Annotated in this window: 14 protein-coding genes; 5 read left to right on the top strand and 9 right to left on the bottom strand. The window is 67.4% G+C overall.

Annotation, left to right across the window (positions count from 1 at the left end; translation table 11 throughout):
• Positions 1-8: 8 nt before the first annotated feature.
• Positions 9-1,253 carry an MFS transporter gene (locus A5740_RS18510; RefSeq protein ID WP_076196350.1) on the bottom strand — a complete coding sequence of 415 codons (1,245 nt, stop codon included), beginning with the start codon at positions 1,251-1,253 and terminating at the stop codon, positions 9-11.
• Between the two features lie 14 nt (positions 1,254-1,267).
• Here A5740_RS18510 and A5740_RS18505 point away from each other — a divergent pair, with 14 nt between their 5' ends.
• Both A5740_RS18505 and A5740_RS18500 read left to right on the top strand, forming a co-directional pair.
• On the top strand, positions 1,268-2,113 hold the full coding sequence (locus tag A5740_RS18505) for a uracil-DNA glycosylase (protein ID WP_076196393.1): 846 nt from the start codon (positions 1,268-1,270) through the stop codon (positions 2,111-2,113).
• Positions 2,114-2,126: 13 nt separating this feature from the next.
• Positions 2,127-3,188, top strand: coding sequence for an LLM class flavin-dependent oxidoreductase (locus A5740_RS18500; RefSeq protein WP_076196348.1), 1,062 nt, complete (start codon positions 2,127-2,129; stop codon positions 3,186-3,188).
• A gap of 11 nt (positions 3,189-3,199) precedes the next feature.
• On the opposite strand, the gene A5740_RS18495 is transcribed toward A5740_RS18500, so the two are convergent.
• The 3 genes from A5740_RS18495 to A5740_RS18485 are packed head-to-tail and all read right to left on the bottom strand — an operon-like array spanning position 3,200 to position 4,565.
• Complete coding sequence (locus A5740_RS18495) at positions 3,200-3,643, bottom strand: nitroreductase family deazaflavin-dependent oxidoreductase (RefSeq protein ID WP_076196346.1); 444 nt, start codon at positions 3,641-3,643, stop codon at positions 3,200-3,202.
• A gap of 4 nt (positions 3,644-3,647) precedes the next feature.
• Entirely contained in the window at positions 3,648-4,085 is a 438-nt protein-coding gene (locus A5740_RS18490; RefSeq protein ID WP_076196344.1) for an HIT family protein, read from the bottom strand.
• A gap of 9 nt (positions 4,086-4,094) precedes the next feature.
• Entirely contained in the window at positions 4,095-4,565 is a 471-nt protein-coding gene (locus A5740_RS18485) for a glyoxalase/bleomycin resistance/extradiol dioxygenase family protein (protein ID WP_076196342.1), read from the bottom strand.
• A gap of 27 nt (positions 4,566-4,592) precedes the next feature.
• Here A5740_RS18485 and A5740_RS18480 point away from each other — a divergent pair, with 27 nt between their 5' ends.
• Entirely contained in the window at positions 4,593-5,429 is an 837-nt protein-coding gene (locus A5740_RS18480; protein ID WP_076196340.1) for a helix-turn-helix domain-containing protein, read from the top strand.
• Here the strand turns inward: A5740_RS18480 and A5740_RS18475 are convergent.
• The 3 genes from A5740_RS18475 to A5740_RS18465 form a co-directional block, all read right to left on the bottom strand.
• The gene (locus A5740_RS18475; protein ID WP_139335211.1) at positions 5,405-6,862 is read right to left on the bottom strand and encodes an HNH endonuclease signature motif containing protein; all 1,458 of its coding nucleotides are present in this window, start codon (positions 6,860-6,862) and stop codon (positions 5,405-5,407) included. The two genes, A5740_RS18480 and A5740_RS18475, sit on opposite strands and share 25 nt — an antisense overlap.
• A 48-nt stretch (positions 6,863-6,910) precedes the next feature.
• Positions 6,911-10,078 (bottom strand): adenylate/guanylate cyclase domain-containing protein, encoded by a 3,168-nt coding sequence (locus tag A5740_RS18470; RefSeq protein WP_076196338.1) that lies wholly within the window; start codon positions 10,076-10,078, stop codon positions 6,911-6,913.
• Between the two features lie 80 nt (positions 10,079-10,158).
• Positions 10,159-10,635, bottom strand: coding sequence for a DNA-deoxyinosine glycosylase (locus A5740_RS18465; RefSeq protein ID WP_083654247.1), 477 nt, complete (start codon positions 10,633-10,635; stop codon positions 10,159-10,161).
• Between the two features lie 270 nt (positions 10,636-10,905).
• Between A5740_RS18465 and A5740_RS18460 the strand changes: the two genes are divergently transcribed.
• Positions 10,906-11,520 (top strand): DUF305 domain-containing protein, encoded by a 615-nt coding sequence (locus A5740_RS18460; RefSeq protein ID WP_076196334.1) that lies wholly within the window; start codon positions 10,906-10,908, stop codon positions 11,518-11,520.
• 4 nt (positions 11,521-11,524) lie between these two features.
• On the opposite strand, the gene A5740_RS18455 is transcribed toward A5740_RS18460, so the two are convergent.
• Together A5740_RS18455 and A5740_RS18450 are read right to left on the bottom strand one after the other, a co-directional pair.
• Complete coding sequence (locus A5740_RS18455) at positions 11,525-12,613, bottom strand: ATP-binding protein (RefSeq protein WP_076196332.1); 1,089 nt, start codon at positions 12,611-12,613, stop codon at positions 11,525-11,527.
• On the bottom strand, positions 12,610-13,326 hold the full coding sequence (locus tag A5740_RS18450; RefSeq protein ID WP_076196330.1) for a response regulator transcription factor: 717 nt from the start codon (positions 13,324-13,326) through the stop codon (positions 12,610-12,612). Before A5740_RS18450 ends, A5740_RS18455 begins: the two co-directional genes overlap by 4 nt.
• A 113-nt stretch (positions 13,327-13,439) precedes the next feature.
• On the opposite strand from A5740_RS18450, the gene A5740_RS18445 reads away from it, so the two are divergent.
• Entirely contained in the window at positions 13,440-13,646 is a 207-nt protein-coding gene (locus tag A5740_RS18445) for a heavy-metal-associated domain-containing protein (RefSeq protein ID WP_076196328.1), read from the top strand.
• The last annotated feature ends 8 nt before the right edge of the window (positions 13,647-13,654 follow it).

Below are 13,654 nucleotides of genomic sequence, written 5' to 3'. Positions count from 1 at the left end.
CCGCGATCCTACGAGCGGTCCAGCTCGCGCAGCGCCGGTAGCCCGACCGCCACCAGGCCGAGCAGCAGCATCGGCAGCGACAGTGCCAGGAATGTGGCGTGCAGCCCGGCGGCGTCGGCCAGGGGCCCGGCCACGACCAGGCCCAGCGGACCCGCGGCGTAGGCCAGCGAGCCCATCACGCCCACCACGCGTCCGCGCAGGTGCGGTGGAGCGGTGGTCTGCATGACGTAGTTGTAGATCGGCGCGATCGGCCCGTAGACGAAGCCGACGATCGCGCACAGCACCAAGATCACCGGCAGCGGCGGCAGGAAGGCCACGCCCGTCATCGCGACGCCGAGGGTCAGCACGGCGGTGAGCATGGTGGCCCGTCGGCTCATGTACCTGGCCTGATCGACCCCTCGCGGTCGTGAGAGCACCGCGTAACCGAGCGCCCCGAGCAGTCCGCCGATACTCAGCGCCATCAGCACCCAGCCCAGCTCGGCGGGCTCGTCGCGGTCGGTGAAGTACTTCGGGAACAGCACGCTCTCCATCGGCATGTAGAGGCCGGTGGCCACCAGGTCGACGATCGCCAGCGTGCGCAGAACCGGTGTGTACCAGACGAATCGCAGTCCCTCGACGATGCCGGCCCATACGCTGTCGGTCAGTGCCTCGCGGTCGGGGGCTCCGGCACCTTCCAGACGCAGCACCGAGATGGCCAGGATCGAACAACAGAACGCGCCCGCCGTCACCCACATGGTGTCGATGCCGCCGAGGGTGGCGATCAGCAGGCCGCCGATGCCGGGGCCGACGATGTAGGCCAGGTTGAACACCGCCTCGTACACGCTGTTGGCGTGGTCGAGCGTCCAGCCGGCCCGGCCTGCGGCCTCGGGCAACATGGTCTCTCGCGCGGTCATGCCGGCCGGATCGAAGAAGGCACCCAAGGCGGCGAGGACGGCCAGCACCGCGACGTTCACCGCGTTCACGCCGAAGATCAGGGCCAACACCGGAACCGCGGCGACCGACAGCGCCGAGAGCAGATCGGAGATCATCGACACCCGCCGCCGGCCCAGGTAATCGACCGCGGCCCCGGCGATCAGGGTGGCGACCAGCAGCGGCAGCGTCCCGGCCATCGCGACGATTGACGCGTCGAGCGCTGATCCGTTGCGCTGCAACACCAACCAGGGGAAGGCCACGATGCTGATGCCGTTGCCTGCGCCGGCCATCAGGGCGGCGAACAGGATCAGCAGCAGTGGGCCGCGCCTGGTGCCGGTCATGGCACAGTATGGGCATGGAGTTGCCTCATCCGAGGACCGGGGATCTGTTTCCGTCACCGGTCCCACCCGGTTCGGGGTGGCCCGGGGACCCGGCGGACGCGTCGACGCCGGTGGCAAAGACCGCCACCCAGGTGCGGCGCCTGGCGGCCCGGGCGCGCACGGTCGACGACCTCGATGCCTTGATCTCGGTGTGCCGGGCCTGCCCCCGGCTGGTCACCTGGCGGGAAGAGGTGGCCGTCGCCAAGCGGAAATCCTTTGCCGATCAACCCTATTGGGGTAGGCCGGCCACGGGGTTCGGTGCCGAGGAACCCGGCATCATGATCGTCGGGCTGGCCCCGGCTGCCCAGGGTGCCAACCGCACCGGCCGGGTGTTCACCGGGGACCGGTCCGGGGACTTCCTGTTCGCTGCGCTACACCGGGCCGGGCTGGCCAATCAGGCGATATGCGTCGACGCCGCCGACGGGATGCGGCTGACCGACACCCGGATGGCCGCGGCGGTGCGCTGCGCCCCGCCGGCCAACGCACCGACCCCGGCTGAACGGGCCACCTGTGCACCGTGGCTGCAGGCCGAGTGGCGACTCGTCGGGCCGTCGGCACAGGTGGTCATCGCGCTGGGCGGCTTCGCCTGGCGTGCCGCGCTGGAACTTCTCGGCTCGCCCCGGCCTGCGCCCAAGTTCGGGCACGGCGTCACCGCGTTGCTGCACACCGCCCAGGGGCCGGTGACCCTGCTCGGTTGCTTCCATCCCAGCCAGCAGAACACGTTCACCGGCCGGCTCACCCCGGCGATGCTCGACGACATCTTCGTCACCGCCAAACGCCTGGTGGCCGAGGCCCGTGGGAACGAACCGGGCGCCTCGTGACGTTGACGCTGTCATGCGGCTCTCTGTTCTCGACGTCGTCCCGGTGCGTACCGACCAGTCCACCGCCGATGCCCTGACGGCCACGACCCACCTGGCGCAGACCGCCGACCGGCTGGGATTCACCCGCTACTGGATCGCCGAGCACCACAACATGCCGGCGGTGGCGGCCACCAGCCCGCCGGTGCTGATCGCGCATCTGGCCGCGCACACGTCGCAGCTGCGGCTCGGGTCGGGCGGGGTGATGCTGCCCAACCACGCACCGTTGGCGGTGGCCGAGCAGTTCGCCCTGTTGGAGGCCGCCCATCCCGGGCGTATCGACCTCGGGATCGGGCGGGCACCGGGCTCGGATCCGGTCACCTCGATGGCCCTGCGTGGGGCGGCCGGCCGCGACGATCGTGACATCGAGGCGTTCCCGCAGTACCTCGACGACGTGGTGGCGCTGATGAGTGCGCGCGGCGTGCGGGTGCCGTTGCCGCGCGACTTGATGCGCGAGAACTATGTGCTAAAGGCGACGCCCGCGGCGCGCACCGAGCCGCGGATGTGGCTGCTCGGTTCGTCGATGTATTCGGCGCACCTGGCTGCGGCCAAGGGGTTGCCGTACGTGTTCGCCCACCATTTCTCGGGGCAGGGCACCGCCGAGGCGCTCGCCGTCTACCGCGACGAGTTCCAGCCCAGCGACCTGGCATCCGAGCCGGTGACGTTCTTGACCGTCAACGCCTCGGTGGCCGAGACCACCGAAGAGGCCAAGGCGCTGCTGCTGCCACAACTGCAGATGATGGGTCGGCTGCGCACCGGCCAGCCGCTCGGTGCTCTCGATCTGGTCGAGGACGCCGAGGCTGCGGCACAGTCGGGGACTCTCAGCCCACAAGCCCAGGCGGTCGTGGCCTCCGGTCTACGGCGTGCCGTGGTGGGCTCGCCCGCCGAGGCGGCCGCGCAGGTCCGCGCGCTGGCCGAAGAGTTCGATGTCGACGAGGTCATGGTCAACCCCGTCGGATCGGCCCGACGCGGTGCTGACCCGGCATCCGCGACGGCCCGCGACACCACGCTTGAGCTGTTGGCCAAGGAACTGTTCTAGGGGCTGAGCATCTAAGGGCTGAGCACCACGATCGGGATCGGTCGCGAGGTCTTCTTCTGATAGGCCTCGTAGCGGTCAGAGTTGTTGTCGTTGACGATCTTCCACAACCGCTGGTAGTCGGGATCATCGGGCAGCATGGGCTTGGCGGTGACGCTGAGCCGCTTGGGCCCGACGTTGATCTCGACGCGCGGCTGGGCCTTCAGGTTGTGGTACCAGCCCGGCGAGCGGGGTGCTCCGCCCATCGACGCCACCACCAGATAGTCCTGGCCGTCGCGCGCGTAGCTCAACGTGTTGATCCGCGACTGACCGGTCTTGGCGCCGGTGGTCCGCAGCAGCAGGCTGTTCGGGAAGCCCGGCAGACGGTGCCCGATCATCCCGTTGGACTTCTGGTAGATCAGATCGTGGATGTGCAGGAGTCGGAGGCCGAGCTTTGCGATGGGCGACGGGTCACTCATGGGTTCAATCGTGCTCGGACGCGTCGAGTTCTGCCAATGCCGCACGTAGCAGCCGCCCCGATTCCTCACGGTCGGGGTCACGACGCACCATCAGGCCCTTGACGAAGGACAGCTTGTCGCCCGTCTGACGCGGCACCACGTGCAGGTGGATGTGGAACACGCTCTGGAAGGCGGCCTTGCCGTCGTTGATCACGATGTTGTTGCCGTCGGCGTGCAGGCCGGACCGGCGCGCGGCACGGGCGATGCGCTGTCCGATGCGGGCCATCGCGGCCACGGTGTCCGCCGGGGTGTCCGTCAGATCGACCATGTGCTGCTTGGGGATGACCAGGGTGTGTCCGCGGGTGAACGGCCGGATGTCGAGAATGCCCAGGTAATCGTCGTCCTCGTAGATCCGGATTGCCGGGGCCTCGCCGGCGACGATGGCACAGAACACGCAAGACATCCCGCCACGTTAACCGCCGGCGGTGCTCGCCCATTCGGCGACGCGGCGTTCCCGTTCTTGTGCCGAGAGGTTTTCGACGCGGGTCATCACCGTCCAGCGTCGGCCGAACGGGTCGACGATCGAGGCAAACCGGTCACCGGTGACGAACGTCTGCGCAGGCTCGCGGATGGTCGCGCCCGCCTTCTCGGCGCGGGCCACCACGTCATCGACATCCGGGCAGTACAACCCGATCGAATAGGTTGCGGCCGCCCCTGGTTCAGGCGCGGCGATCTGATACGCCTCCTGCGGGTCGCCGAGCTGCAGCCGGCCGTTCCCGAAGTCGAGTTCGGCGTGTGCGACGGTGCCGTCGGGTCCGTCCATCCGTTCGACCACGCGGGCGCCGAAGACGTTCTGGTAGAAGGTGATTGCCTCGGCAGCTCCGTCGACGCAGATGAACGGGGTCAGACTGGTATAGCCCTCGGGAATCGGTGCGACACTCATATCGACCAGTTTCGTAGGCTGTCCTGCATGCCGGCTTGTAAAAACGCGCCAGAGCGGGGAGTGGTGGGTCGTGCCGGCACCGTCACGGCATTCGACCTGCACCGTTGGACGCCGTCGGACGAGGCCGGTCGGTTCGTCGAGCACTTCTGGTCGGTGAGTTGGGACCGCCGGGCGGCAGGTCCGTTCGAGAGCGCCGTGATCACCTTTCCGGCCATGCATCTGACCCGCGAGTGGGGCGACGACGGTGTGCGCCATGGTCATCGGTTGCCGTGCACCTTGCTACATGGGGTGGTGCCGAAGGTTTTCCGGATCACCATCCGCGGGCGCGGTGTTGTGGTAGGGGCCCGATTTCGCCCCGGTGGTTTCACCGCTCGCTTCGGCGGGGACGCCGCGGCGATGACCGGACGCGTGGTTCCCGTGACTGAATTGGCCGGTGCGCCTGTGGTTCTCGGTGAGAGTGGGGAGAGTGCGGCCGCCGCGCATGCCGGCTTGGAAGCCATGATCAGCGCTACCACCGAGCCCGTGGACGATACCTATCGTGCGCTGCGTCCTCTGTGCGAGCGCATGAGCGCGGACGGATCACTGCACCGGGTCGAGCAGGTCATGGAGCTTTCACCGTGGAGCACGCGGACCACGCAGCGGGTGTTCCAGCGCTACGTCGGGGTGACAGTGAAGTGGGTGCTGTGCCGCTATCGCTTACAACAGGCGGCACTGGAGATCGAACGTGCACCCGACCTCGATTTCGCCGATCTCGCAGTGCGACTCGGCTGGTATGACCAGGCGCATTTCACGAAGGACTTCCGGTCCATGCTGGGATGCACACCGGGGGAATACGCCGTTCAGAACGGGGGTGGTGGTCCGTAGTTTTCGGTGAGCCAGATTTGGTATTGGCGTTCGACGTCGAGGGCGTTGTTGATTTCGGCGCGCAGGTGGCGTTCTTCGGCGATGCGTTCTTGGCGTTCTTGTTCGCGGGTGTGGCTGCGTTTGGGCATTTTCATGCCGCGGTGCGGGTTGGCCTGGGGTGTCTTGGGTTCGGGTTCGGGGATCGTCAGGTCCCCGGTGGGCTCGGCCAGGGTGGGGAACATGGCCGCACCGTGGGGTTCGGTGGTGTAGATGTGGCCGGTGGGTGTGCTGACTTCGACGGTGCCGTCGGATGATTGACGGTCGGCCCAGCCAGGGCAGAAAGTTTTCACCAAATGATGTGCACGGCAATAGAGTTTGGTGTTCGACGGATGTGTGGGCCCGCCGGGATAGGGCACGGTGTGGTCGATGTCGCAACGCTGCGCGGGGGCGTTGCAACCAGGGAACCGACACGTCAGGTCCCGCCACCGGATGAACTCTGCGAGTGCCACCGAGGGGCGGTATCCGGGCTCGCTGGCGGCCGTGTCGGAGTCACTCGACCCGGTGGGCACGTGCACCGGTTTGACGGTGGCGGTGGCGGCCAGATCGCGCACCGTCTCGGCGGGCACGATGCCATACCCGCGCAGATACCCCGGATTGTCGGAGGTGCCCTCGACAGTGGATCGGTCGGCCAGCACATGAACCATCGCGGCGTCGGCGGCGGCACGATTCGTGGTGGCGGGGCAGTCGGGTAGCCCGCAGCGGCACGGCAGCTGGGCTTCCATCCGGGCCAATGGTCCGCAGGCATCGGCCCGACGTTGATCGTGGGTGCGCGGATCCTGGGCACATACGGTGCGGGCCAGGGCGTCGAGGCGTTGATCTAGGGCGGTGCCGTCGGCGGCGTCGAGGTTGGCCCACACCGACGCCCTGCCCGGGCTGGCGGGTTCGATCTGGACGAACCCGTCCTCGTTGAGGTTGGGCGGGACCCGCTGCCCGTTGGGGTCGAGTTTGATCACCCATTGGTCGATCCGGTCGCGTAGTTGTCGTTCCGACAGGCGCATCCAGCGATGCGCGCGAGTGGCCAGTTCAGTGTCCAACACTGCCCACACGGAGGTGTCGACGTTGTCGGTGCGCGAGATCAGGGCGCGCACCACCCGGTAGTCGATGTCCCCGGCAGCGAAGCGAGCGGCGACTTGGGGCAGTTTGTCGCGCAGGACCCGGGCGTGGTGGATCTCGGTGCCGGCGCGACGGCGGCTGATGCGTAGGGCGGCCGAGATTTCGGCGGCCACCTCTTCGAAGGGGTCGGTGCGCCAGAAAATGGTGTCGGCCAGCTCAATTTCGCGTTGGGTGTCCAATGCGCCGATCGCGGCCAGGCGGGCGGCGATCGCCATCGATTCCGCGCGAGCGGCTGCGCTGATCTTGTCGATCAGCTCCGCCGCAGAATCGATATCGAACACATGTTCGAGTATGCCACATCGCACGGACACGCGCAGGCATTTCTCGGATCACGGCAGCGCCGCGGCCAGTGCCATGTGCCCTTCGAAGCCGAGGCGGGTCGCCAGCTGGCGGTACTGATCGCGCAGGGCCCGGTAGGGCGCGTCCTCGCCTTTGGCATGTGCGATGAGCGCACGGACCCTCAGCAGCGTGATGTCGCGCAGGACGAGGCCGTCGTCGGCCGGAACCGAGGCCAATCGGGTGATTGCGGCCTCGGCCTCGGCTACATCGCCTGCCCCACCTCGGTCCAGCAGGGTCTCGGCGAGGATTCCCGTGGCCAAGATGTTGTACGCAAGCTGTCCGCTGTGGAACAGGTCGTCGATCGCCTGGCGCAAGACGCGGATGGCGCCGGTGCGGTCGCCGCGCCTGGCCCGTTCTCGCGCGGTGTAGATGTCGATGCCGGCCAGTTCGGACAGATAGAACCGTCCGTTGAGGCACGTCTGCCGGACCTGGCCGAGGATCGTCAGACCCCGTTCGCGGTCCGCCGGGGAGTCACGGTTCAACAGGGCGTATCCCATGGTCAGTCGGGCGAGACCCAGCGCGATCTCGTCGCCGGCTCCCTCGGTGGTCTGTAATGCCTCATCGATGTCCGCCAGTGCCTCGTCACTGGCGAGCAGCACGCCGGAGGACACCGTGGTGAAGTAGGTCCACGTGATGACCAGTGCGTGGGTGAATCTGTCGGTGGTGCGGGCCATCGCCAGCGCGTGGTCGCGGTCCGCGCGCCAACCCTCAAGGCCCAGAGCCCATTTGGCGATGCTTCGACCCGCGAAGGCGACCACCAGTGGTGAGCCCACGATGAAGTTCCCTTTGGTGGGGTCGCCGTCGGCCAGATCGATCGCCATCTGGGACCAGCGCAGTACCTCGCCCATTTCACCGCTCTCGATCTTGAGCGAGATCGGCGACGCCGACAACCCGACGGTGAGCGCGGGATCACCGATGGACTCGATCAGGGTCATGTGCTCGGAAACCTGCTGTGAGGCGTCGCGGACCCGGCCATGCAACATGAGCTCTCCGGTCAGGCCGGCCATGCCGATTGCCAGGGACGCTTTGTCCCCGGCGGCCTCGCACAGCTCGCGCAGTTCCTCGAATCGGGTCCCGGAGACGCTCACCTCGCTCCGGAAACCGTTGCCGCAGACCAGCGTACGCGGAGCGATTCTCATCGCCGGCCGGTCAGGATCGTCGGTGGGCAACCGATCCGCAATCTGACGCGCCCGTTCCCAACACACTTGCGCCGCGGCGACATCGCGGGCATGTGCCCACGCTCCCGCCCGCATGTGCCAGTCGTACGCCGCATGCAGATCGCCTGCGGCCTCCAGATGTTCGGCGATCAACGCCGCATTCTCGTCGGCCAGTGCGGGTTCGCGGGTCGCGATCGCCTCGGCCAGACGTCGATGAAGCTCGGTGCGGTCGGACTTGAGTTGTGACTCGTAGGCGACGGTTCGGACCATCGGATGGCGGAAGGCGTATTCCGCGTACGGCGTGTACTGCACCTGGTCGATCAGGTCGGCCTCGATCAGTTCCTCGAACGCCGGCTCGGTGTCGAGGCAGGCCAACAGGCCGGCGTCGAACCGGGATCCGATGACGGCGGCGGCGCTCAACGTTCGTTTGGCCGATGGGTCGAGCCGGTCGATGCGTGCGGCGATGGTGGCCTGCAGGGTGGCCGGGACACTCACCCGTTCCTGTCGTTCACCCAGCACGTAGGCGCCCCGCTCGCCTTTCAGCAGACCGCGTTCGGCGAGGTCGCGCACGATCTCCAGGGCGAAGAACGGGTTGCCGGCAGCGCGCCGGTTGATGGTTTCGGCAAGAGCCTCAACCCCGTCACCGGTACCGAGCAGCTCGCTGATCAATGCTGAAATCTCTGAATCATCCAACGGCGCAAGCACTATCGTCTGTGCAGCGTGGACCTGTGACAGTGCGCCGTGGTATTCGGGCCGGTAGGTGATCACGACGAGCGACGGAGTCTGCGGGGTGACCGACAGGAAGTCGTACAGCATCGACTCGCTGACGCCGTCGATCCAGTGGGCATCTTCGACGACGTACACCGCCGGTGTGGTCCGGGCCAGTGAGGCCGCATTGACCAGGGTGGTGAGCCGCCTGCGGCGCGCGTCGGGGTCGATGGTCGGCAATTCCACATCGGGTTCGGAGATGCCGAGTAAGTCGTCGAGCAGCGTCAGGTTCTGCGGGTCGTCGTCGGGTACCTGGGCTCGCACTTTCGCGCGTGCTGACTGACGGTCCAGGTCGGCCACGCCGAAGCCGGCTCGCAGCAGGCCCGCGATGGCATGGAACGGGATCTCGCTGGTATGTGACTCGCAGAATGTCGAGTGCACCGGCACACCTCGGGCGACGGCCTTCGCCGCGAGCTCACTCACCAGCCGGCTCTTGCCGAGGCCGGGGCCGCCGGCCAGCAGGATGATGCTGCCGTGCCCGTCTATCGAACGCTCCAGGATGCCTTCGACTGCGGACAACTCCCAGCCACGCCCGACCAGCGTCGACTCACCGACGTTCAGCAGGTTGTGGGTGGTGTTCATCTCCAGTAGGCGCCGGGCCCGGATCGGCTGATCCGCGCCTTTGACCTGCACCATCTCGGGTTCGCCCAGCCGCATGGTGTCTTTGACGAGATGTGCCGTCGATTCGGTGAGCATCACTCCGCCGGGCGGCGCGACGGACTCCATGCGTTGCGCCATCCCGACGTGCTCGCCGATGGCGGTGTAACTCATCGTGTCGGTGCCGACTTCGCCGGTGATCACCTGGCCGGAACTCAACCCGGCCCGCAATCGCAGGTCCAGGCCATCTCGGGCCTTGACCTGAATGGCCAGCTGCGCGGTCTGCTGATGAATCTCCAAGGCGGCCAGACACGCTCTGAAAGCGTGGTCTTCCAAGGCGACCGGCGCTCCGAAGATCGCCATGATGCCGTCGCCGGTGAACTTGTCCACGGTGCCGCCATAGCGGCGGACCACCGCGGCGGAGCGGTTGAACAGGTCGGTCATGATCTCGCGGAGCCGTTCGGCGCCCAGGGTCGACGCGAGGTCCATGGACCGCACGACGTCGGCGAACAGGACGGTGACCTGCTTGTACTCGGCGCCGGGGGAGGGCGTGACGGGTGCGCCGCACGCGTCGCAGTACCGGGCACCTGCCCGCGGCTCCGTGCCGCATGCCCGGCATATCGCAGTTGCCGTCATCTGAAGCCCCCGGCCATCGGAGAACCTGCTGCACCGAGGATAGAACGCAGCAACGGTCAAAGACAGGGGCCGAGCAAGGACTATCCCGTGAGCCCCCGGCGCCACGCCTCGAGTTTGTCCTCGTAACGCATGGTCTGCGCCGGGCTGGTCGAGGGCAACCGTACGCTCGGCAGTGGGGTAGGGCCGAGCAGTCGACGGTAGTTCACCTCGGCCGCTGCGCCGTTGAACACCACCCGTTCGAGCGTCGGGTGCGCACCGAAGAAGGAGAGAAAGTCGTTGGACACCATGCTGTCCCGGTCCACCGCCGAGTCCAGACTGCCCACTCGACGACAACTTCGTAGCACGTCCCAGACGGCGATCGCATGCTCGCCCAGTGCGCGTACCCGCAGCGGGTACGGGGCGTCGGGATCAAACCCGAAGAGCGAACCGGTGATCCGCCAGAATGCGTTGCGCGGGTTGCCGTAGTACTCGCCGCCGGCCAGGGACATCACGCTGGGCATGTTGCCCAGGATGAGCACGCGGGGAGCGTCGCCCACTAGCGGGTCCAGCCCATGGATGTCTCGGCACACCCTGGCATGTATACGCCATGTCGTCGGTCTTCAATTCAGATGCGACGCCAAATACAGTGAGTGGTGCCGGGATTGGTGGAGATGCCGATCCGGTCGTCGTCGACGTGCGGTATACGTTGACGAGGTGGTGGGCTCTCGGCCCGCGCGTCGGGCTTTATCGAATCTTCATCGAAGGACTAGAGCAACCACAGTGATCATGGGCAGGCTCGGTGAGGGAGGGCGTGACGAGCGCCCGACGACGAAAGGAAGCGCGTACCGATGTCCAAACTGATGATGCTGAGCGCCGGCGCGGCAGTGGCGGCCGCCCTGGTCGCCGGTTGTGGCAATGAAAGTGCCGACGGGACCGCCGGTCAGGGGGCGACCCCCACGACCTCGTCCTCGGTGGCCGGCTCGCAGCCGCCTGCCGCCGCCCATAACGATGCTGATGTCATGTTCGCCCAGCACATGATTCCGCATCATCAGCAGGCGGTCGAGATGAGCGACGTGCTGCTGGCCAAGCCCGACATCGATGCGCAGGTGAGGGATCTGGCCACGCAGATCAAGAATGCTCAGGCACCGGAGATCGCGCAGATGCAGGGCTGGTTGACGCAGTGGGGCAACCCGCCGATGCCGCCGATGGACCACGGCGACATGGCGCACATGCAGGGCATGGTCTCGGAGGCCGATATGACGGCGTTGCGTGAGGCGCAGGGCGTCGAGGCGGCCAAGCTGTTCCTGACGCACATGATCGCTCACCACGAGGGGGCGATCACCATGGCCGAGGATGAGATCCGCGATGGCAAAGATCCGGCTGCGGTCGAGTTGGCGCACACCATCGTGAGCACCCAGCAGCAGGAGATCGACAGCATGCACCAGAAGTTGGCTGCGCTGTGAGGCTCTAAGCGGTCGGCAGGGTGATGGTGAACGTTGTCAGTGCGCCGGGCCGGCTCGTCACGTCGATCTGGCCGCGGTGGGCCTCGACCAGGGCCTGAACGATCGCGAGCCCGATGCCCGCGCCGCCATGGTCGCGGTCGCGGGCGGTGTCGGCCCGGTAGAACCGCTCGAAGACATGGGGTAGGTGTTCGGCAGGGATGCCGTCGCCGGTGTCGGTCACCCTCAGCGTGACCGTGTCGACGCCGGCGTGGGCATCGATGGTCACCCGGCCCCCCGTGGGGGTGTGGCGCAGTGCGTTGTCGAGCAGGTTGCCCAGGATCTGGGCCAGCCGGTGCGGATCGGCCCACAGCGGCGGCAGCTCCTCGGGCACCTGTCGGTGCAGCGTCACACCCTTGTCGTCGAACCGGTCATGGGCCGCCGCCACCGCGGCGGACACCACCTCGGAGACCTGGACCGGGGCCGGGGTGATCGTGGCCGGGCTTTCCTCGGCCTGAGCCAGGGCGGCCGCATCGCCGGCGAACCGGACCAGTCGGTGGGTCTGGTGACGCAACATCGAGACGGTCTCGGGATCGAGGGTCCGCACTCCGTCCTCGATCGCCTCGAAGTACGCCTCCAGCACCGAGATCGGAGTGCGGATTTCGTGAGCCAGGTCGCTGAACAGCCTGCGCCGGCCGACATCGACGGCTTCCAGTTGCCCCGCCATCTGATTGAAAGACCTTGCCAGGGAATCGAAATCGTCACCGAGATGGGCAGGTGGTACCCGGGAGTCGTAGTGACCGTCGGCGATGGCGGTAGCGGCCCGGGTGACCGCGGTCAGCGACCGTTGCAGGCGGCGGCCGACGTACCAGGTGACGACGAGGGCGACCAGCGTTGCGACGCACAGCGCGACACCGATCGAGATCACGGTGGCGTAGACGTAGGCCTCTTCGGCGTGCATCTGCTCGGCCGAGTCGCCGGATACTCCGGCGCGGTGCAGATGTTCGCGGAACAGCGGCGGGCCGACGACGGCGGCGACGAGGCCGGTGGTTCCGGCGCCGGCGACCAACACCAGCGCCTGGGCCGAGAGCAGTCGGGTCCGCAGGCCGGCGCTCAACGTCGGGTCTTTCGTCCGGTGCCCATGCGGTATCCGACCCCGCGCACTGTCATCACGTATCGCGGATCGGTCGGGTCGTCGCCGAGTTTTCGGCGCAGGTGACCGATATGGACATCGACGAGGTGTTCGTTGCCCACATAGGTTGGCTCCCAGACGGATTCGAGGATCTGTCGACGGCTCAGGGCAACACCGGGGCGGGCGGAGAGGGCTGCCAGCACGTCGAACTCGGTACGGGTCAGCATGATCGGCTCGTCGTCGACGAACACCTGGCGTCCGTCGACGTCGATGTGCAGCGCGCCGAACGTCCGGCCCCCGGTCGCGGCCGGACCGGAGACGCGCGGTCGGCGCAGCATCGCGCGGATCCGGGCGACGAGCTCGCGGGGGCTGAACGGTTTGGTCATGTAGTCGTCGGCCCCCACTGCCAGGCCGACGATGGTGTCCACCTCGGTGTCGCGCGCGGTGAGCATCACCACGTAGGCGTCGGAAAAGGTGCGCAGTTGACGGCAGGCTTCCACGCCGTCGATTCCGGGTAGACCGAGATCGAGGACCACCACGTCGGGATCGACCTCGCGGGCCAGCCGGACGGCCTCGGACCCGTCGTGGGCGAGGGTGACGTCGAAGTGTTCGCGGGTGAGATAGCTGGCGACGACCTCGGCGAGTGCGGCTTCGTCGTCGACGACCAAGGCTCGGTAGCCGCCTGCGATGTGCTCCATCTGCCCATAGTGCAGGAGTCATGGTGCAGGAGGTGTGGGGGAGCCCACGTTGGAAATACCCTAGGGGGGTATAGTATGAGGCGACAAGCAAGGTTCGTTCGAGGAGGAAACGCATGACCACTCAGACCGTCACCGTGACCGGCATGACCTGCGGGCACTGTGCCACGTCGGTGCGTGAGGAGGTGGGCGCCCTTGCGGGTGTGCAGACGGTCGAGGTCGACCTGTCCACGGGTCTGGTGACCATCGGTAGTGACACTCGCCTCGATCCGGCCGCGATCAACGATGCGGTCGTCGAGGCCGGTTACGCCGTCGTGGGGTAGCGGGAAGT

Origin of the sequence: Mycobacterium sp. GA-1841 (assembly GCF_001954135.1) — a bacterium.
Taxonomy (GTDB): Bacteria; Actinomycetota; Actinomycetes; order Mycobacteriales; family Mycobacteriaceae; genus Mycobacterium.
The sequence above is the reverse complement of the archived record's forward strand: the minus strand, read 5'-3'. Positions and strand labels throughout refer to the sequence as shown.